Origin of the sequence: Neorhizobium descurainiae (genome assembly GCF_051400715.1) — a bacterium.
Taxonomy (GTDB): Bacteria; Pseudomonadota; Alphaproteobacteria; order Rhizobiales; family Rhizobiaceae; genus Neorhizobium.
Map to the genome: position 1 here is coordinate 1 of NZ_JBLFFK010000024.1, position 18598 is coordinate 18598.

Consider the following 18598-nt stretch of genomic DNA (forward strand, 5'->3'; position numbering starts at 1 on the left):
GCTGCGTCCCCGCCGCATGTTCTGAGGGAGTGGATGGTGACTACAATATATACGCACGTGAATTTCTTTCGTGACCATGGAGACGCCTGGTACGGGCATTGGGGATTCGACAAGGAGAACGCCTGCCACGGCAACGGCAGTTCCCACGACAAGAGTCTCTATTGGTTGCCCCACCTGGAAAGCTGCTCCATCGAGGGCGGTCCAGTCATGGCGATGACCCTTGTTGAAGGGATGATAGATCCAAATCTTAGAAGCCTGGAGGAAGGCTGCGAGAAGAATTCGACCGGTGGCACGATTGGTTGATGATGGTCGCGATCGAACGCGCTTATGACCCCCGTGGGAGGATAAAGAAATGGAAATGCAGGTAACCGCGATTACGACAGCGCCTTATTTATTGGCGCTCGGTGCCGCAATATTGCTCGCCGACGGTGTATTCCTGGTGATCGCTGCCCGGAGAGCCCGAAGCTAACATCAGCGCTTCTCCTCATGTCGAGTGCGTTCCTCACGTGTCAAGACCGAGGCAGCGCAGACCCTGACCACCGCGCGATCGATCTTCCCGCTGATCCGTCGGCGTAGTTCCCCGGATGCCGATGAGATCAGTTCCCGTTTTGAAGCCTTCCAGAGGCCAGGCCGCGTAATCGTGCAGGACATCATCCGCACGGATGGCCTCGCCGCCATCGATAATAGGCGGCCGAGGGGGCGACGGTTTTGGCAATCATGATTCCCGGATCCGGAAGATACAATGGTCATCGAACGCTATGGGACGCCCCCATCCCAGAAGGGGGATCGCCATGAAATGCCGGGAGTGGTCGGAAAGCGTGGAGATCCAAGCGCGCGTAGCCTCTTCCTCCAGGACCGTGAGCCACCAAGAAGTGCGCACATGGTCTTCGAATAGGACGCGAGCGGCAACGGCAGGCTGGTTGACGTGTTTCGGCGTGAACGGCGGTTACCTGCATTCGCCGTGGTTTCGCAGGTGGCACAGAAAAGCCCCGTTCACTGCTAGATGCCTGTTCGGGCGCGGGCCGGGCTACGCGGGCGGAATCGGCAGGGCTTGCGAGTGTTTGACCTGGCTTAGGGCGAAGCTGGACTCGATCGATGCGACACCCTCGAGTCGGGTAAGCCTTTGCTTCAGGAACCTCTCGTAGTCCTGAAGATCCCTGACGACAATGCGCAACAGATAATCGTGCTGCCCCGTCATCAGATAACATTCGACGATTTCCGGCCATCGCTCCACGGCGGCCTGGAAGCGATCAAGTTGCTCCTCGCGCTGCCTCTCGAGCTTCACGGACGCGAATACGCTCATCGGAAGTCCTACCTTGACCTGGTCGAGGACCACCACGGTGGACTTGATCACACCTGCGTCGCGAAGTTTTCGGATACGCCGGGCGCATGGCGACGGGGAAAGGCCTACCATTTCGCTCAGCGCTTCGATCGTCACGTGCGCGTCCCTTTGGAGCGCTATGAGAATCTTGCGGTCGATCGCGTCCAAATTAGATTTTGGCAAAACTTCCCTCCTGTGCCGATCCGTTTAGCCAGTTGAGCTAATCTCAGCCTTTTCGGCAATCGTTTTTAGCCGCAATCGCCTTCAGGATCTGGATAGTGTGCACCTGTCGGGGAGAGGAGGGTAGGATGGCATCGAAGCTTGCATGTCTCGAACAGTTGGAGCGAAAGGTTCTCTGGCTGGCGACCTGGATGATCCACAATGCCAATCATGTCCGCGGGAACGATGATGGACTGAAGGTCGGTGGTCACCAGGCATCTTCGGCGTCGCTCGCAACCGTCATGACCGCGCTTTACTTCTCGGTACTGCGCCCGGAGGATCGGGTCGCGGTGAAGCCGCATGCAAGCCCGATTTTCCATGCCATTCAGTACTTGTTCGGCAACCAGACGCTCAACAACCTGAAGGCATTCCGGGCCTACAAGGGTGCCCAGTCCTATCCGTCCCGCACGAAGGATATCGACGATGTCGATTTCTCGACCGGGTCCGTAGGGCTCGGCGCGGCCCAGACCATTTTTGCGTCATTGGTGCAGGACTATGTCCGGGCGAAGGGTTTGGCGCGGGAGCGGCCGGAAGGACGCATGGTCGCACTCGTCGGCGATGCCGAAATGGACGAGGGCAATATCTTCGAGGCGCTCCTCGAAGGCTGGAAGCACGGACTTCGCAATACCTGGTGGGTGGTGGATTACAATCGCCAGAGCCTCGACGCTGTAGTGCGCGAAGGACTTTGGGAGCGCTTCGAGGCAATCTTTCGAAGTTTCGGCTGGGACGTCGTCGTCCTGAAATACGGCAGCCTGCTGGAGGCGGCATTCCGGGAGGAGGGCGGCGCTGCGCTGCGGGGGTGGATCGACGATTGCCCGAACCAGCTCTATTCGGCCTTGACATTCCAGGGAGGTGCTGCCTGGCGCAAGCGGCTGCTCGACGACCTTGGCGATCAGGGCGCCGTGACCGCGCTGATCGAGCGACGGTCGGACAAGGAGATCGCGCGGCTCATGACGAACCTCGGCGGTCACGATCTTCCGCTTCTGATGGACGCCTTCCAAGAGGCAAGGGGACATGATCGCCCTGTCTGCTTTATCGCCTACACCATCAAGGGCCACGGCTTGCCGCTTGCCGGCCATAAGGACAATCACGCCGGCTTGTTGACTCCGAGTCAGGTGGAAACATTGCGCGCCTCCTTGAACATCCGCGAGGGTCATGAATGGGAAGCGTTCGAGGGTCTTGCCGGCTCTCCGGCCGAACTTGCGAAATTCCTCCGGGAGGCTCCGTTCAATAGGGCTGGCCGGCGACGTTACTCGGCCACGCCCATTCCGGTGCCGCCAGAACTCGGTATCGCCATCCAACCCTCAATGTCGACGCAACAGGGCTTCGGCTTACTTCTTCACGAAATCGGCAAATCGGACGGGGCCTTGCCCGACAGGATCGTCACGACATCACCGGATGTCACCGTATCGACCAATCTCGGCGCATGGGTGAACCGACGCAAGCTGTTTTCCCGCACCGATATGAAGGATCTGTTCAAGAGCGAGCGGATCCCCTCGACCTTCAACTGGGAGTTTTCGCCCACCGGCCAACATATCGAGCTTGGCATCGCCGAGATGAACCTGTTTCTCAATCTGTCGGCCCTCGGCCTTTCTCACTCGCTTTTTGGAGAAAGGCTCCTGCCGATCGGAACGCTCTACGATCCGTTCATCGAGCGCGGGCTCGATGCCTTGAATTATGCCTGTTATCAGGATGCCCGTTTCATCCTCGCGGCAACGCCGTCCGGTGTCACGCTGGCTCCTGAGGGTGGCGCGCACCAGTCCATCGCGACACCATTGATCGGGATGGGGCAGGATGGTCTGGCGAGTTTCGAGCCCGCCTTTGTCGATGAACTCGCGGTGATATTGCGCTTCTCCCTTGACTATATTCAGCGATCCGGGGACGACGGACCGGATGCGGTGACGTGGCTGCGCGATGCTGTCGGCGGGTCGGTTTATCTCCGCCTTTCGACCCGCTCCGTCGAACAACCAAATAGAAATATATCTCCCCCTCTCGCCGAAGAGATCGTCAACGGTGGATACTGGATGCGTAGACCTGGTCCGAATGCAGATCTTGTTGTCGCCTATACCGGAGCGGTGGCGCCGGAGGCGATCGAGGCCGTCGGTCTGATGGCTGCAGACCGGAGGGACGTTGGGCTGCTCGCTATCACCTCCGCCGACCGATTGAATGCGGGTTGGACAGCAGCGCAGCGGGCACGCGAGCATGGATTGATGCATGCACAAAGTCACGCGGAGCGCCTCTTGTCCGCTTTGCCGTCGCACACCAAGCTAGTGACCGTCGTCGATGGTCACCCCGCGACGCTCACATGGTTGGGCTCGGTTCACGGTCATCGCACCAGATCCCTCGGCGTCGAGCATTTCGGGCAGACCGGTACGATCGTCGATCTCTACCGTCATTACGGAATCGATGCTCAGGGAATTCTCGCTGCCGCCGAGGGAATATCCGCCGGAAAGCCGCTCCGCCATCTGAGGTGTGGTTCATGACGCCTCAGGTCCCTACGTCGGAACGAATATCGGAGTAAGATATATTGCATCATCACCCCACGAGGCGCAGTCAATGAAGGATCACCGCCGGCATCCAGCCCCCTTCGCGAGCTTCAGCAGCGGTACAGAACCATCGATCGCCATTCCAGATATTGACGTCGATCTGACCGTATTTCGGGTGGCGCGGCAAGTAGTATGAGCGCGTGCCTGATAACACGTCAAAATTGCCCTTGATCACACAATCCGAAGTGGCCGCGAGACCTCCGCTGAACACGATCAACGAGAGGGCTACAGTCACCGCCGCAAAGACCATCAAGCGGGACCCGCTGATCATACCAATAAAATGGAGCAGTCTCATCGCCCCTCCATGCCCTTCTTCGGTGGCGGAACTGCGGCACCCACATTCCGTTCCGGCCCTTTACAAGGCATCGTTAATGCTCCGTGAATCGCCACCTGCCTGGTATCTACCCGAGAGGCCGGCGCGTGACAGGCTAACGCGACCGACCTCCGGCTGCGGCTCTGCGGGGCAGGAGGGTCTTGTTGCAGCATGTTCCAACTTCGGCGTTGCCGCCGCGTTCCAAAGGCGAGGCCCGGCACCAGAGGGGGGTACGTGCCGGGCCTCTTGCCGCAGTGGGGTATTCGGACGATCCTGCGGCAATGGAAATCTGCCAAGCCGGTAATTTAGATCAAGCTCACTCAGTGTAGGTTTCGTCAATTTCCACAGGTCCGCGCCAAGGTGGGAAACCTCATCAAATATCGGATAAGACTATGGCACGACGCATCTGCAGCGGCGCCTTCCTATGCCAACAGGAGGCTCTTCATGGACAAATATTACGCCTACTTCCCCTGCTCGCTTGATCGGCTTCACCGAGGACACGGGCAAGGACGACGGCTATAACGAGACGCTAGCCTATGGCGCCTATTCCGAAGGCGATGTGAACCTCGTCTCGATAACGTTCGACGAGCTCGACGCGTTGCAGATGAAGATGCTCAAGCATCCGAAGAACAAAGCTGAATTCTTCCGCATGCGGTCGCTATCAAATCGTCCGCACGACAGCTCGGAACATCCGCGAGCCACTACCCTGGAAGGTTTGGCGCTCTTTGATGAAGGCATGCAGGACCGCATGGCGCGGTTCCTGCCCGGGCAGTGTGGAATCGGCAAATATCTCGCCGCGCGGTTGAGCGAAGACACGCGGATCGACAACCCGGCAAAGGAATGGCCCAGCCTGCCGACGACGGCGGGGAAGGGCAACTGCCGCGGCCAGCATACGGCCGTGACGACGCTCAAGGTTCGTTCTGACCTGGTGGAGGTTACGCGCCGATCCTCCAAGGGCAGTAGAAGTAACTGTCGGGTGCGGCGCCGGCCGCCCAGCATCAGAGGCGTGTTAGCCTCTCGCCGGTGAGAACTATCCGAAAATCTCCATTCGGAAGAAGGTCAACGAGATACCCGTCAGGTGTATAGTAAACAGTTTCCGGCCGGGGCTGATCATCATTGGACGGGCCAACGTTCCTCGTAACTTTCATGACTGTTACGGCAACGCCCCTCTCTGTCAGACAGCTTATAGGCTCTTCCCTGTAGCCCGCCATGTCACCCGCAAAACTGCTTGCCCGATTACGACGAATGCTCGGCAGTTAACATGGCGATGAATGGCACTGCAAGTTTGGAAGCGCAGACCGTCCTCTAGCTTATGGTGGACGTAATCTCTCAGAAACGAGTAGCCCATTATCATACGAAATTCATGCGATGTGAGACTTGCCGTTGTTGGGGCTCGGCTGACGCAGTGGTTCGGCCCGCGGGATCGCTCCGTCAGGCAAGCACACATAGGTGCGGATTGAATTCTCCGATCGATGAACGTGGTTCCCATAGGGGCAAACGATCTGCGTTTGCCTGATTGGACGGGATTTGTCTTCGATAGAGAACAGGTGAAACGGTCTACTGCAGACCGAGCAAATTTCGATTACCAATGCAGCCTCCTACAATGATGGGAAACGCCTCCGGTTTCCACTCAGGCGATCCCATAGATCGGTTGTATCCAGCATCCGCGACAATGAGTTGAACGATGATATTGCTACTTCAGAAAGCAAGCTATTTCGTCACCCATTCGAGGGAGATATCGAATGGTCGAAGGCGCAAATTCGCGTTTAGTTAGCGTCGCGTTCTGGTTGATTACGAGTTTTCGCAAGTATGAAATACCATCAGTTCACCTTCTTGCCGGCAGGTGTGGGCCACTGGTCGGAAGATTGCGCGCACGTTGGGCGGCATTTCAGGCGAGACATTCACAGCAGCATCAGGTGAGCAGCGGAGGCACGGCATACCCGGTGCCCCGCATAGGCACGCTTTTGGTCCGCTCCCCGGTCTATCCGGATGAGCCTCGCATATCCAGCCCGTGTCTTCGCATCCTGTGCAATGCGGCATCACCGCGTCTCCGCAGGCCAGCATAACACAACAGGCGAGGTCGCCAATGCGTTTCCTGCATACTCAACCGTTCGCGCTGCCGTGTCTCGCGGCCTTCGTGCCGGCCACTATCGCGTCGTGTGCCGACAGCTAAACGGCAGCGATCAAGGAAATGAGCAGCCCGATAACATGGCCAGCAATTGTCGCTCATCCCGAATCCCGTGCTGGAAAAGCGAGATTAGATCAACGGCGACTTGTGATGCCGCATCGGTCTCTTCGGGGATATCCCGACGTGTCAGTACTTCATCGAAAACGCGTCGCAACATGCCCATTTCGTGAGGCTCAATCGCCGACGTGATCTGAGTATGTCTCTCAAGCATAGCTAACGAAAATAGGGCGACCGCTTGCTTTTCAGGGCCTCGAGCACCAGTGTTACAAGCAAGCACGTGATTTCTTTCATCATTCAAGTTACCACTGCCGCGATGACAGAGGGTTCCTTTTGCGTTTGCGGACGATCGATACGTCAGCGACGGTAAAAGCGCAGCGTCAGACAAACGAGCGCCAGCAGTACGGTCAGGGAGCTTGCCAATGCGAGCGGCCACCAGCCCAAACCGAGGAAGGGGTTGCGCCGGCGGTACCTGCGGCTGTCAAACCAAGGATCGCCGCCACAACCAACGCGGCACCGCGGGAATGATCTCCCTTGGAGGCAACAATAGCTTGGTGGAAGCCGATCGGTCCCTGGATGCCAAATGCGCCGTTCGTCAGGACCCAGAGGGGAACAAGTACGCTAAGACTGCTTCCGCCAGTTCCCACGTAGGCGAGGATCAGCAGGAATCCCAGCAGAAGGCCCGCTGTCCCGATAAGGATCATACGCTCGACGCCGAACTTCCGGGTGAGCGTGCTTGATAGGTTGGATGCCAGGATGAAATTGGCTATGCCGCAAATCTGGAGAAGAATGAAATCCTGGATGCCGTCGTTCAAAACCCCTCGTAAGATCGAGAGATAGCTCCGGTGTGTCTCAAGAGCGTCCGGCCGATCGGGAAGTGAATGGCTGTAGACACTGCTGGCGATGGCACAGAAGACAGCGAAGCCACCAAGGACCAGGAAGGACGTTCCCAACCACCCAATTCGAGCAGAAATGCCCCAGCCACGGGGGCAAGTGCGGGGGGCAAGGACTCGATAGACCCCAATCTTGCGAACATTACGGCCGCTTTGTCGCTGGCAAAGGGGCCTTGAATGAAACCGGGTGCGAATACCGCCGGACCGGAGCCGAACGCGCCTTGTGGGAAGCGCAAGGCAACAAGCCACTCCAGTTTAGGTGCGAATGCTGCCAAAATAGATGCAATTGCAAACAGGCTTAGCGACCAGGTCAGAAGCTTGCCGGCAGAATACGTCGCTTCGAGCTCCCCGAAAACCAGCAATCCGATAAGCGTGTCTGCGGCGTAAGCTGCGAGCACCATCTGGGCTAAAGCCGGCGTACCTCAAAGCTGGCGAGGCATCGTTGGAACAGCAGGCAGGACGAGTCCCGGCATACCGAGAGTAGTGCCAAACGAAATCAGCAAAAACATGAAGCCGGGGGAGGCGCTGCGAGTCATAGGCGCGCGTACCACGCGGGGATAATCACACCTATCGTGCTGCGCTTATCACACTGAACAATTTTCTTGATGCTTCTCAGCAGTCGCCCAGCCTGCGGAGGCCACGTCAGCGGCCGACTAAGCATGGTTTCCACAGGCATTGCTAGTTCCGTGACCGGGTGAATCTCTCAGGCTTGCCAGGAGTTCGATCCAAATGGCCGCGTTCTTGTGCTGCGGAGGTATGAAAGGATGCGGAACGGCCGAGCCAAAGGGAGTGGTTTCCGCAACTCTGGAAAACGATTCGACAGTCCGACAGCTTGCTGTCAAGCTGCCGTTCTGGTAGGGGAACTGGGGCCAATCTATGCGGTCAGTTGAAGTGGTCCGCAATGGCGATAAGTGGCTTGTGCGGGTGGATGACGGCCAGCTCGATGAGCGGGAGTTCGTTATCCGGGACAACGCGATTGCCTGGGCGAGCGGGCACCGTAAGCGTTTGGGCCTTTCTGTAGAGCCCATCGTGATCGAACATCCTCAGCAATCAACCGGACTTCTCAGCGCTGATTGAAGGCCGTCGAAGCGGGCTGTCGCAACAGGGTGATCTGGAACTAAATCCAGCCAAAACCAGTAACCAGGATGCCGCAAGGCCGATCGCCGCGGCGATCAGTGCTCCAAAGAGCAGACGGAAATCAGTCCGGGCTCCAGATCGCAGGTCGCGCACGTCGTGCTTCGTCTCGGACGAGACATCCTTGATGTTGCCAATATCGGATTTAAGCTCGGCGACACGTGCCTCCATGCCGTCAAATGTGTGACCGCCCGTCCCGTCATCCTTCGCATCCAGCACAATCTTCAGCGCCCGGATCATGCCGGCTGCTTCCAACAGCGCCGCCTTTATCTCTTCGTCAGGGACCAGCAGGATCGATCGCGACATGGTTAGGAGGTCGATCGCCGGATCGCGATCGAGACTGTCCTGCTCTACCCCAACCTGCTCGCGACCATCGAGAACTGTAATGTAAGCCCGCTGAGAAGCCTGGCGCTGTCATCCTCAGAGAGCTCTCGACCTCATTTGCCGCGCGTATAAATTCGGAAACGAAATCGGAAATGATGCTCATTACGCCGACTTCTTCGTCTCGATGAATGCCTTGTTCAAATGGTCGTTGATCTGCCTGACCCGTTCTTCGCCCATCGGTAAATGATCCTATCCTCACGGTTTGCCGGTGTGTCCGTATCGATGACAGACCACGAACCTGGAGTATCTAGGCGCAGAAGGTATCGGTCTATCGGCTTTTCGCTCATTGCCGCGTCTTTGCTTTCACGAGCGCGACCATCGCCGCTGTTGTGTGCAATATTCGTGTCGCCCAACACCTGCATACACTGGTCGGCGGCCGCCGTTTGCTCGCTCAATGCAGCGTCTCCTCATCGGGTTCCTGGTTGCGCGAGTTCAGCATACCCGCCAGCACATCGGCCTCGTCGAACTTCAACTTCGCCCGCGCTTTGCCGCCGACGCTCACCGTGCGGCCAGTCTCGGTGCCGAATATCTCGTCGGTGTCGGAGCCGCCATTGCGGAGGTCGTACCGGTCGTTTGGCTGTGATGAGCTCATGGTGCGAAGCTGCCACGACGCTTGTCGGAGTCAAGTAGTGCCAAACAGCATCGCAAGGGCAGGAGATTGGGGGAATCTCTGGGGGACGGGGGGTGCTGCCCTCGCGACACAGACCTAATGCCTGCCGAACGGATCGGTTCCATACAAAACGGCCGGAGCGCAAAAATCCACTTCAGCCGTTAGACCCGTCCCTTTGCCAAACGCCTGCTCGACACGCCGGCAATCAGAAGGTCTTCCGCTTTACAGTCCTGGCGACTTCATCGGTTATCGCAAAGCGAAACTCCTTCTTTTCAGTACCGACGAGGCGGGCTGCCCCCTTTTCAATGAGCTTGTCCATGACACGGGGCCTGCGCGGGGGAGTTACATCCGGGTGTCGGGCATAAAAAGGAGAGTTGCTTCAAGCTTTTGTCCTAACTTCAACACTGAACGGTATTTCTCCCGCTCCGTTGTCTGCCTCTCTACGCTGAAAGGCCATTGCGGTCGGAGCCTTCGCCGTTCTCCAGCATCCACTTGTCGGAGCAACTTCTTTCTCATTCGCTGCCAGGCCGCAGATTTCGGCAAGCTTCGCGTCGACCGCTTGCTTGTCCCATTTGGGTTCCGAAGATGGCGACGGCATCTTGTGCGTCGCCACCACATGGAAAACGTGCTCTCAGCGATCTCGAGATAGGCTGCAGGTTCCTTGCGGTCGATGCGGCGAGGGGAGCCGCTCATGCCAGATCCGACAACTCACCGTTATGCCAGAAATCTATGCGTTTTCGCCTCTTCCACGCCGAGCTCAGTCACCTTCCAAACGGAATCGCCATCCCGATCTTCTTCCCGCAACGATGGCATCCTTCTCCGCCGACTTCTCGAATGTGAACGCCGCAGCGTCTGGGATGGCCGCCTGTGTTCGAGCGTCGGGATGGGCTACCATGTGGAGCAAGGCCTTCTGTGTCAGCCAGTCGAGATCTATGATCCGCGTGAAGCGATGGGTTTGAGCGTTGTCTCTCCGGATCATCAGCTTAACCGCTCAGTGCCGTGGTCCTCGTCGGCTACGGCCTCTACCCTACGACAAATCCCTAAAGCGGCGTGATGCTTGCATCGCGCAGATCGTCGGCCGCAACATTGGTCGCTTCCAACGCGCAGCCGCACGGGGTCTGCTCCTGGCGCAGTTCGCGTTGCCGCCTCACAGGAGCAGCCACGTCTTCATCATGAAGATGCAGAGCCAATCCCGTAGCGCTTGGATTCCCACGATCAGGCCGTAGCTCCATGCTCGGAATCAGATAATCGCCACCATTCTGCTGTCGATAGGGGATGGGCGGGGTCGTTGCGAGCGTCCGCATTCTCCCGCGTAGCTGCTCGGCAACAAGCGTGAAGCGCTGCCGGTCTATCCGGTCGGCCTTGTAGACAACGAAGGGCGGCAGCACGGAATAGCCGGGATAAAAAAGGATGCCATGATTGATCGGGAACAGCAGGTCTTCGATCGCCCCGTTGATCCCCCGCGCGGAGTAATGCTCCTCCCATCCGCCGGCAGTCACGATCAGCATCGCCCGCTTGCCGGCCAGCATCCCTTCACCATAGCGGTCACCCCAACGTCGGTCGTTGTGCTCACCGACGCCATAGGCGAAGCCGTACGAATAGACCCGGTCGATCCAGCCCTTGAGAATAGCCGGCATGGTGAACCACCAGAGCGGGAACTGAAGGATCAGGCTATCCGCCCAGAGGAGCTTTTCCTGCTCGGCACGGACATCCGGAGTGAGCGTATCGGTCGAAAATGCTTCACTCGATGCCGTAGGCACCTTCAGCCGCCCCTCCGGCGCAAGCAAAGGAAAGTCCTCCCGGTCGATCTGTGACTTCCATCCCTGCGCGTAGAGGTCGGAAACGAGCACCTCGTGCCCCTGCGATGTGAGCTCCTCAATCGCGACATCGCGAAGTGCCGCGTTGAGCGAGCGTGGTTCGGGATGTGCAAAGACAAATAATACTCTCATTGGTCAATTCTCCAATTGCAAAGCCGACCAAGAGATGGACGTGGGCAGACCAGTGCGGTAGATGTCGGGAAAGGATAACATTCTGCCGAAAAATGGATAAGTCGGACGTCACACTTGAGCGCATGCGCACGTTCGTTCGTGTGGCCGAGCGTGAGAGTCTTTCTGCGGTTGCCCGCGAGCTGAGGATCGGCCAGTCAACGGTGACGCGGCATCTAAGGGAACTCGAACAAGCCCTGGGCGTGCCGTTGCTCAGCAGGACGACGCGCCGCGTGACGCTGACGGAGGAAGGTAGTGGCTACTATGGCAGCTGCGTACAGATCCTGCGATTGGTGGAGCAGGCAAGCGACGAGGCGCGTGTTGCTCGTGGCGCCCCCGCTGGACCAATCAGAATTTCCTGTACAGCGGCTTTGGGTGTCCTGCACGTCAGTCGGCTGATTTTTGCGTTTCAGGATCACTATCCGGACATCGGCATTGATCTTAGCCTCACGGACGAGCGGATCGATTTGGTGCGGGAGGGGGTTGACATGGCGCTTCGTCTTGGTCCGCTCACCGACAGCTCAATGAAGCTGCGGAGTATTGGCGAATCCAGCCGCTTGCTGGTAGCGGCACCTGTCTATCTTGCAAAGCGAGGCAGGCCGTTGGCTCCCGAAGATCTGCCGGCTCATGAAGGCATCCGCATGTCAAACATCACAGGCAGCGACAGGCTCATCCTGCGTCATGCGAGTGGCTCACGCCATGAGGTGTCCTTCGACGGAGGACTCCGTGTAGATCACGGGCTCGCCGCACGCGAGGCTCTCGTCGCCGGACGTGGCATCGCGCCCGCGCATCTATGGCTTGTCCACGATCTGTTGGCAGACGGCCGGCTCGAAGCGGTCCTACCGGACTATGCGCCGCCGTCCGTGCCGCTGAGCATGCTTATTGTGCCGGAGCGTGCAGGCATTTCTCGTGTCCGGTTGCTGGTGGAATTCCTGACCGAGCAGATCGGCGGTCTCGCCGGTATCGATAGGTCTTGATCGCCTCAGAGATCATGCGAGCATTGTATCAGAACCGAAAACCCTGTCAGGAGATCGAAGTCTTGCACGGTGCAAGTCCGCGCTCAAACCCGTCTCTCAAAGAGGGCCGTAAGCCAGTCGATGAACACACGGACGCGCGGGGATAATTGCCGGTTGCGTGGGTAGAGGACGGAAACCGGCGTCGGCGTTGGCAGGTAGTCTGGCAGCACCTCGACTATCTTGCCTGATTTAAGATCGGCCTCGGCGCGATACCGGGGACACTGGATCAAACCGAAGCCGAGCAAAGCAGCCTGGTAATAGCTGTCGGCCCCGTTGACTGACATCATTGACGGGAGGGTCATCTTCGACACTTCACCGTCAATGGTGAACTCAAGCGGCAGCACGCTTCCGGTGGCGGACGAGTGAAACCCGACGGCACAATGCCCGTGCTGCAAGTCACCCGGAACCTTGGGCGTGCCATGCGCCTCGATGTAGCGCGGGGACGCCAATGTCACCTCGTCAAGCATGGCGAGGCGGCGGGCGATCATGTCGCTGTCCTGGGGCACCCCGACGCGCAGCACGCAATCAACGCCCTCGCGGATGAGGTCAACGAACCGGTCGCCCTCGCTCATGCGGATTTCGATGTCGGGATAGGCTCGGAAAAACTCGCGCAGTCCCGGAAGAACCCGATGGCGAGCAAGCGTCCCCTGCACGTCGATACGCAGCAAGCCCCTGGGCTTGACCCCACTGAACGCGGCCTCGGCATCTTCGACCTCGGCCAAGATGCTCAAGCAGCGCTGATAGTAGGCTTCACCGTCCAAGGTCGGGCTGATCTGGCGCGTCGTGCGCTGTAGCAGCCTGACGCCCAGGCGCGTCTCCAATTGCTTCACCACGTCGCTGAGCGTGGACCGGGGCAAGCCCAGGTCCTCCGCCGCAAGCGTGAAGCTGCGCCTTTCTGTGACGCGGGTGAAAACCCGCATGGCATCGAACTTGTCCATTTGTCGCATTCCCCGGATAGTGTTGTCGGATTATGCATCATCCGACGATCTGAAGATGTCATGCTCCAATCAAATGAGCGCGTGGGCGCCATCACTGAGGAGCCACCTCGATGTTCTTGAAACTCGCTTCGATCACCGGGTTCGTGCTCGTAGCGCCCTGCGAAATCCAAGCTCAGGAGGCCGACGGCGAGCGCTTGTTCCGGCAACGCTGTTCCAGCTGTCATTCGCTTGAAGCCGGGCAAAATCGGACAGGTCCGTCGCTCGCCGGTGTCAATGGGCGAACCGCCGGGACCGTTGAGGGTGCTCGGTACTCGCTGGCGCTCCGCGACTCCAACGTAGTGTGGAATGCGCAAACCCTGGACAGTTTTCTTGTTAGCCCCCGCCAATTCGTCCGCGGCACAACGATGGCCATCAGCGTGACGAACGAGAGTCAGCGGCGAGCGCTGGTCGATTTTCTGACCACGCGTTGAGGGCTCCCTGATCCATCGCTTCTACGCGGCGGCAGCGCCGATTCCCGATCCGATCGAACGGATCGAGCACGCCGACCGTTTCGTCACGAGCACCGGCGCGGTCATCCGCCACGGCGGCAACGAGGCTTTCTTTTCGCCGGTCCGCTCTGGCGGACCCTTCGCGCTGTCATCCCCGTGGTGAAAAGGCGAAGGTGGTCTTTCTCTCGGCCCATCTGGATTTCCGTGCGGCCGAGCCGCCGATTGAGATATACGACGCCCGGATGACCGAGCTGGTCGCCGCCATGAAGGCTGGCGATCTCAGCACACGCTGGCCAAGGCGGCCACTGAGCGTCGGATAATACCATCCGGAGAGCATCCAGGCATGCATATCCATCGCCTCTGCGGTTGTGCCGAGGGTCGTGTCTTCCGTGAAGTCGCGCTGGCCGGCGGCCACCTCTATCTCGACGTAATGTGGCACCTCGTCGGGCTGTTCCGCCTCCGGGGCTATGTGTCCGGCGACGCGGAGGTCACGGAGATCAACGGTCCGATCGGAAGATGGGCAGGCAACTGCGCCTGTGGCTGGATCAGGGCGACGGGAGGCGCGCTAATGCTCCCCATCCCCGTCACTGCAGGGAAGGGCGAACTGCACTTTCCGATCCGCTTGCGGATTCTCAGCCCTGGCGCCGGTGTTCAATCGACCACGCTTGCGCCCATGGCGGCACATCGCGAGATCGGGCCAATGCCCGATTGCGCCATCTTCGCCGCTAGGGGCTGGGAGCCGTGCCATCTATGAGCAACCGGCCTGGCTGATGTCGCCGAACGTTCTTCCGTTTCCCATCCACATCGTCTCGGCCGGTAACATTCGCGAGAATCTCATCCCGGCCGTCGACGGCCGGCGCTGGGCTTCGATTCCCGCCTGTAACCCGAACCACTGATCGGCGTGGTCGCGTCACGATCGGCATGATCCAGCGCCAATGCACTGACGACTACAAGATCGTTCCCATCCGACGGAAGGTAAGAGAGCTTTCCGGACTGACGCGGAAGCCCTCTCCGAAGATCCCGGTCGTACAGCAATGGATCGGAATCTTGATGGACGAAATCGTCCGAATGACGCCGAGTTTCGAGACCTGGCGGCTGAACCGATGGCCGCTGGTCGAGCGCCTTATGTCGTATAGCGAATGCCCGCGCTGGCTCGAACGGCACGGCTATCCTGTCCCACCGAAGAGTGCCTGCATCGGCTGCCCCTTTCATTCCGATCCTGGCTGGCGCGCCATGCGTGATCCTGATTCTGAGGCGTGGACTGCGCCGTCGCTGTCGACCAGGCCATTCGAACGGATCGGCGCGGCATCCGCGGCGCAGTCTATCTGCATCGCTCCGGCGCTGCCCTCGAAGAGGCGGACCTCTCTACCTCTGCCGACCGTGGACAGCTCGACCTTTGGCCGAAAGCGCGGACTATGAGTTCTCGTCGCGTGCATGCCGATCGACTGCCGAATTACCGCCGATGGAGGGCTCGACCGAGATTCCTCCTGCCCCTCACGGCGGGCCTGCCTGGATCGAGCGCGGCTTGAACTCGCCCGTGACCGTTTCCGAAGGTCTCTCATGGGTCAGGGCGTCACCGGTGTGACTGTGTTGAGCGCGGCTTCGGGCGCGACGACCAGCAAGATACTTTCAATACTCCGGCTATCGTCGATGAACCGTCGTGTTGAGGTCCAGCGGTGGTGCGACGATCCCGTGGTTGGTCTTGCCGGAGGTAGAAAGCGATCTGCGGAGGGAGGCAGGTCCACTCGGGCGGAACTGCGAGGCAGCCATCGTTCGGTCCTTGTCGCAGTGTTAGGCCCGCCCACTGCGTCCTCGATTTGGCATGTCTGGCCGAAGGCCAGCGCCGCTAGGCGCCGCCTCGCTCTTACTCCCGCAACAGCCGTTTGGCACTTTCTTCCCCTGGGCGCAGGCGCCCATTCCTCGCGGGTCAAGAAAGTCCCGCCCTGGCCGCCCTTCACTCCGTTTCGGCCCCTGCTGGGTGCGGGCCAACCGCCTCCGGCCGGTCGCCGGCCATCGAGGTCGCGATGGGCGCGGCCCGAAAAACGAAAGGAACTTCACCGTGGCTACCATCGGCTCCTTCATCTCTAACGGCACTGGCTTTACCGGCATAATCAAAACTCTCAACCTCAGCGTAAGGGCCCAGCTCGTCCGGATCGAGCGCACCTCCGAAGACGCCCCCGACTACCGGATCTTCGCCGGCAATGTCGAGTTCGGCGCCGGCTGGATCAAGACCGCGAAGGAAAGCGAACGCGACTACGTCTCCGTCAAGCTGGACGACCCGAGCTTCCCGGCCCCGATCCAGGCGAAGCTGGTCCAAGTCGCAGGCGAGGAAGCCCTGCAACTCATCTGGGATCGGCGGACGGCGCGGACCTGAGCAGGAACTAGCCGGCCCGCCATGCGGCGGGCCGGCTAGCGGTTCAGGAAAACGATATGTGCAAACCCCCTAATTCCCTTAGAAAGGCCGGATCATGAACAGCATCATCACGCACGCGCCACACCACCCCGACAACATCGTTGTTTGGCCGGATGGGACTTGGGCGGCGCTCGGCGAAGTGTGGAATGGCGGTTTCAGCTACAAGTCCGATGATTTCGAAATCGTCCGCTTCGATAATGCTGCAAGGTTAAAAGAGCTGGGACTCGCGGACGAGCTTGATCTTCCCTGAGCTGTGGCGCTAGCCGCCGAGTTATCACGGCGGCCAGCCCGCCGCCAGCGCTACGAGGTCGAGGCCAGAATGTGAAAACCATGGACCAGCTCGCTGATCGGGCTGGTTTGAATGGCATAAACGTCTGTGCCCGGGCGCAGGAATACGGATTGATCGGCCGGCGCATGGCGTGGATACTGTATCGCAGCATCCACGCCAATTACAGGAGTGCGCCATGGTCAAGCCCACTCGACCAGCAATCGCAAGTCGGGAGACATCATCGCCGAGGCGTCGCGCCATTCGGTGACCATCACCCAGCGCAGCAAGCCGCATCTCGTGCTCCTCAATATCGAGGATTACGAGCGCTTGAAGAGACGTGCCGATCCGCGCTCCGCCGGCACCCTCGAAACAATGCCCGACGCACTGTTCGCTGAATTTCAGGAAGCCGTCGAGGGCTACGCGAACGAGGGCGAGGGCACCAAGCCATGAGCTAGGACGCCATCCAGACCGGGTGCGTCGTGCGCAATCCCTATCTCTGGGCGTGAGAGGCGGCGCTCGGAGAAATCGGGGAGCCGCAAGAACCGGCCAGTCGCCATCGGCGTCAGGCTCGCCCTCAGGGACGGCGATCTCATCCTGTTCTTTCCGATCACCACGAAAGAACCGGCGCCCGGCGCCTTCGCTGCGGAGATCCCGGCTACGGAAAAGCGCCGCGCCGGCCTCGATGGCGATCGGCGCCTGTGGATCATTCTCGGCGAGTACAACGCCGACATCGTCGGCCAGTCCTTCTATCTCGAACCGGAACCGCCGATCGGCCGCTTCAGCAAGGCCTTCTTCCTCCCGCTGGTGCGTGAGTTCGTCGCCCGCCGAAAGGCCTTGAAAGGCGTAAGCCGCACTCGATAGCCGGCCGTCGAGACGCTATCAGCCGTTCAGCGCGTCCTTGACCGCCTTGGCGGGCGTGAAGGCGAGCTTCTTCGAGGCGGCGATTTTGATCGTCGCACCCGTCGAGGGGTTGCGGCCCTCGCGCTCGGCCGTCTCCTTGACCTTGAATTTTCCGAAACCGGGAATGTTGGTCTCGGCGCCGCCGGCCGCAGCGTCGGCGATCGCCTTGAAGACCTGGTCGACGATAGTCTTGGCCTGTGTCTTGGTGAGGTTCTGATCGGCTGCGATCTTATCGGCGATTTCGATTGCTGTTGGCATGGACATGGCTCCGTTGTTGTTTCAGAGTCTCACTGGCACGCGACAGCGCATCGTGAAAGCGTCCGTTTGCGTCAGCACAGCAAAATCCCCTAGAAAATGTGGGGTTCCCGGAGTTGCGGAACGTGATCAGCCTCCCGGGCCGGCTGCGTTCTTGCCATTCTTGGACGATAACCACGCCGTTGTCTCTGGCGTAGAACGTCGAGAAACTGTACAACCGCATCCTCTTCCCGCTCGAAATGATGGTGCATGGTCCGACCGCGTGCGCCGATCCGACCCCATCGCCGTGTCAGGCAGACGTCTCCGAACAAGGTCTCGTCGATTGACATGGTGGAGTACCGCGCCATGTTGCGAGCGGGGTCGGTACGTTCGACGTAAAGCTGATAGGGTTGTGCGATCATGCCCGCGGGATCACCTGCGCTCGCGCAAAGGTCCAACGAGAGATTTGAATCGGCCGTCGACAATCGATTCATATCGGTGAAGTATGACTGTGGCGATTCAAACATTTGGGCGGGCCGCTTTATTCGCGCCAGAGGCGCTCACCAAATCCGCAAGCGGGTGACGATCCTCCTGCGGCCCAGCCGCACCGGACGCGCAATCGCGGAGACGCTGTTCCTCGCAGATCAGGCGAGGCGCCGGCTGATCGCCGGAAGCGGACGCGGCCCTGGCAGACCGTGGGTCTCTTCTTCTGATTTTCCATTCTACGCCAGCCCATCCGGGCGTCAAAGAC

18 protein-coding genes and 3 pseudogenes are annotated in these 18598 nt (G+C 59.6%); 10 read left to right on the plus strand and 11 right to left on the minus strand.

What is annotated here, in order from left to right; all coding sequences use genetic code 11:
• Positions 1 to 303 (plus strand): hypothetical protein (locus ACMGE0_RS28090; protein ID WP_436819186.1); only part of this gene is annotated, 303 nt, incomplete at its 5' end.
• A 724-nt stretch (positions 304 to 1027) separates the two neighbouring features.
• Here the strand turns inward: ACMGE0_RS28090 and ACMGE0_RS28095 are convergent.
• Complete coding sequence (locus tag ACMGE0_RS28095; RefSeq protein ID WP_436819187.1) at positions 1028 to 1504, minus strand: Lrp/AsnC family transcriptional regulator; 477 nt, start codon at positions 1502 to 1504, stop codon at positions 1028 to 1030.
• A 125-nt stretch (positions 1505 to 1629) separates the two neighbouring features.
• Between ACMGE0_RS28095 and ACMGE0_RS28100 the strand changes: the two genes are divergently transcribed.
• On the plus strand, positions 1630 to 4023 hold the full coding sequence (locus ACMGE0_RS28100; RefSeq protein WP_436819188.1) for a thiamine pyrophosphate-binding protein: 2394 nt from the start codon (positions 1630 to 1632) through the stop codon (positions 4021 to 4023).
• A gap of 70 nt (positions 4024 to 4093) precedes the next feature.
• Here ACMGE0_RS28100 and ACMGE0_RS28105 read toward each other — a convergent pair whose 3' ends face one another.
• Positions 4094 to 4381, minus strand: coding sequence for a hypothetical protein (locus ACMGE0_RS28105; RefSeq protein WP_436819189.1), 288 nt, complete (start codon positions 4379 to 4381; stop codon positions 4094 to 4096).
• Between the two features lie 496 nt (positions 4382 to 4877).
• On the opposite strand from ACMGE0_RS28105, the gene ACMGE0_RS28110 reads away from it, so the two are divergent.
• Positions 4878 to 5426, plus strand: a complete 549-nt coding sequence (locus ACMGE0_RS28110) for a hypothetical protein (RefSeq protein WP_436819190.1) — start codon at positions 4878 to 4880, stop codon at positions 5424 to 5426.
• Positions 5427 to 6941: 1515 nt separating this feature from the next.
• Here ACMGE0_RS28110 and ACMGE0_RS28115 read toward each other — a convergent pair.
• The 5 genes and pseudogenes from ACMGE0_RS28115 to ACMGE0_RS28135 all read right to left on the minus strand — a co-directional run bounded on the left by ACMGE0_RS28115 (position 6942) and on the right by ACMGE0_RS28135 (position 11554).
• Positions 6942 to 8028: pseudogene (locus tag ACMGE0_RS28115) on the minus strand (MFS transporter).
• A 499-nt stretch (positions 8029 to 8527) separates the two neighbouring features.
• Positions 8528 to 8917: a hypothetical protein gene (locus ACMGE0_RS28120; RefSeq protein ID WP_436819191.1), complete on the minus strand. Its 390-nt coding sequence runs from the start codon at positions 8915 to 8917 to the stop codon at positions 8528 to 8530.
• Between the two features lie 215 nt (positions 8918 to 9132).
• Positions 9133 to 9390: a hypothetical protein gene (locus tag ACMGE0_RS28125; RefSeq protein WP_436819192.1), complete on the minus strand. Its 258-nt coding sequence runs from the start codon at positions 9388 to 9390 to the stop codon at positions 9133 to 9135.
• On the minus strand, positions 9387 to 9587 hold the full coding sequence (locus ACMGE0_RS28130) for a hypothetical protein (protein WP_436819193.1): 201 nt from the start codon (positions 9585 to 9587) through the stop codon (positions 9387 to 9389). Before ACMGE0_RS28130 ends, ACMGE0_RS28125 begins: the two co-directional genes overlap by 4 nt.
• Positions 9588 to 10645: 1058 nt before the next feature.
• Positions 10646 to 11554, minus strand: coding sequence for an NAD(P)H-dependent oxidoreductase (locus ACMGE0_RS28135; RefSeq protein WP_436819194.1), 909 nt, complete (start codon positions 11552 to 11554; stop codon positions 10646 to 10648).
• A gap of 92 nt (positions 11555 to 11646) precedes the next feature.
• Here ACMGE0_RS28135 and ACMGE0_RS28140 point away from each other — a divergent pair, with 92 nt between their 5' ends.
• Positions 11647 to 12567: a LysR family transcriptional regulator gene (locus ACMGE0_RS28140; protein ID WP_436819195.1), complete on the plus strand. Its 921-nt coding sequence runs from the start codon at positions 11647 to 11649 to the stop codon at positions 12565 to 12567.
• An 83-nt stretch (positions 12568 to 12650) separates the two neighbouring features.
• Here the strand turns inward: ACMGE0_RS28140 and ACMGE0_RS28145 are convergent, their stop codons facing one another.
• Positions 12651 to 13544, minus strand: coding sequence for a LysR family transcriptional regulator (locus tag ACMGE0_RS28145; RefSeq protein ID WP_436819196.1), 894 nt, complete (start codon positions 13542 to 13544; stop codon positions 12651 to 12653).
• Between the two features lie 110 nt (positions 13545 to 13654).
• Here ACMGE0_RS28145 and ACMGE0_RS28150 point away from each other — a divergent pair, with 110 nt between their 5' ends.
• Both ACMGE0_RS28150 and ACMGE0_RS28155 read left to right on the plus strand, forming a co-directional pair.
• Positions 13655 to 14014, plus strand: coding sequence for a c-type cytochrome (locus ACMGE0_RS28150; protein WP_436819197.1), 360 nt, complete (start codon positions 13655 to 13657; stop codon positions 14012 to 14014).
• Positions 14015 to 14048: 34 nt separating this feature from the next.
• Positions 14049 to 14153, plus strand: a pseudogene (locus ACMGE0_RS28155) (antirestriction protein ArdC); the annotation flags it as partial.
• A 27-nt stretch (positions 14154 to 14180) separates the two neighbouring features.
• On the opposite strand, the gene ACMGE0_RS28160 reads toward ACMGE0_RS28155, so the two are convergent.
• Positions 14181 to 14447, minus strand: a complete 267-nt coding sequence (locus tag ACMGE0_RS28160; protein ID WP_436819269.1) for a hypothetical protein — start codon at positions 14445 to 14447, stop codon at positions 14181 to 14183.
• A gap of 153 nt (positions 14448 to 14600) precedes the next feature.
• On the opposite strand from ACMGE0_RS28160, the pseudogene ACMGE0_RS28165 reads away from it, so the two are divergent.
• From ACMGE0_RS28165 to ACMGE0_RS28180, 4 genes and pseudogenes are all read left to right on the plus strand, one after another.
• A pseudogene (locus tag ACMGE0_RS28165) lies at positions 14601 to 15561 on the plus strand (hypothetical protein).
• A gap of 530 nt (positions 15562 to 16091) precedes the next feature.
• Complete coding sequence (locus ACMGE0_RS28170) at positions 16092 to 16406, plus strand: DUF736 domain-containing protein (protein ID WP_436819198.1); 315 nt, start codon at positions 16092 to 16094, stop codon at positions 16404 to 16406.
• Between the two features lie 94 nt (positions 16407 to 16500).
• Positions 16501 to 16695 carry a hypothetical protein gene (locus tag ACMGE0_RS28175; RefSeq protein ID WP_436819199.1) on the plus strand — a complete coding sequence of 65 codons (195 nt, stop codon included), beginning with the start codon at positions 16501 to 16503 and terminating at the stop codon, positions 16693 to 16695.
• Positions 16696 to 16902: 207 nt separating this feature from the next.
• Positions 16903 to 17163 carry a type II toxin-antitoxin system prevent-host-death family antitoxin gene (locus tag ACMGE0_RS28180; RefSeq protein WP_436819200.1) on the plus strand — a complete coding sequence of 87 codons (261 nt, stop codon included), beginning with the start codon at positions 16903 to 16905 and terminating at the stop codon, positions 17161 to 17163.
• 429 nt (positions 17164 to 17592) lie between these two features.
• Here ACMGE0_RS28180 and ACMGE0_RS28185 read toward each other — a convergent pair whose 3' ends face one another.
• On the minus strand, positions 17593 to 17871 hold the full coding sequence (locus ACMGE0_RS28185; protein WP_436819201.1) for an HU family DNA-binding protein: 279 nt from the start codon (positions 17869 to 17871) through the stop codon (positions 17593 to 17595).
• Between the two features lie 89 nt (positions 17872 to 17960).
• Positions 17961 to 18374 (minus strand): WGR domain-containing protein, encoded by a 414-nt coding sequence (locus ACMGE0_RS28190; RefSeq protein WP_436819202.1) that lies wholly within the window; start codon positions 18372 to 18374, stop codon positions 17961 to 17963.
• Positions 18375 to 18598: the final 224 nt, after the last annotated feature.